General features: G+C 60.8%; 1 protein-coding gene. It reads right to left on the bottom strand.

Annotated elements, in window-relative coordinates; genetic code table 11:
• Positions 1-647 (bottom strand): enoyl-CoA hydratase-related protein (locus tag F6Q13_RS18395; RefSeq protein WP_293059608.1); only part of this gene is annotated, 647 nt, incomplete at its 3' end.
• Positions 648-783: the final 136 nt, after the last annotated feature.

Here is a 783-nt window from a genome sequence, read left to right on the forward strand (position 1 = left end):
AATGACTGCTTCAGAATCTTCAAAGCTGTCGGCGATAGCATCAAGATTTCATCGGCCCATGCCCGCACCTCGGACTTGAGCCGGTCGGCCGCCACTACCTTATTGACCAGTCCCCACTCGGCTGCCTGCTGCGCCGAATACCTGCGGCACAAGAACCAGATCTCTCGGGCACGCTTCTCGCCAACCACGCGGGCCAGATAGCCGGTGCCGAAGCCGGCGTCGAAGGATCCGACCCGTGGACCGTTCTGACCGAACACCGCGTTCTCGGCGGCGATCGTCAGGTCGCAGAGCACGTGCAACACATGGCCGCCGCCGATCGCGAACCCGTTCACCGCGGCAATGACCGGCTTCGGCACGTCGCGGATGACCCGATGCAACGTATCCACCTCGAACAGGCCGGTCTCCGACGGTCCGTAATCGCCGGTTTCGGCGCGCTGCTTCTGGTCACCACCCGTGCAGAAGGCTTTCTCGCCGGCCCCGGTCAGGCAAATCACGCCGACTTCCGAACTCGCCCAAGCCAATTTGAAGGCCCGGATCAGTTCGTCGAGCGTGCGCGCCCGAAACGCGTTGTACCGCTCGGGTCTGTTGATCGTGATCCAGGCAAGGCCGTTGTCGACCTGGTAGGTGATGTCGGTGAACTCGGTCATCGATTGCCTCTCCTCGTTGAAAGCAATAGTCGAGCTATGGTCTTACCATATTATCAAAGGGCCTTGGATCACGAAACACCGCGACGTGCCTAATGAGAACTAGCGGGTCAGTCATCGGGCAGACTCGCTACCGGTA

Source organism: Mycobacterium sp. (genome assembly GCF_008709575.1).
Classification (GTDB): domain Bacteria; phylum Actinomycetota; class Actinomycetes; order Mycobacteriales; family Mycobacteriaceae; genus Mycobacterium.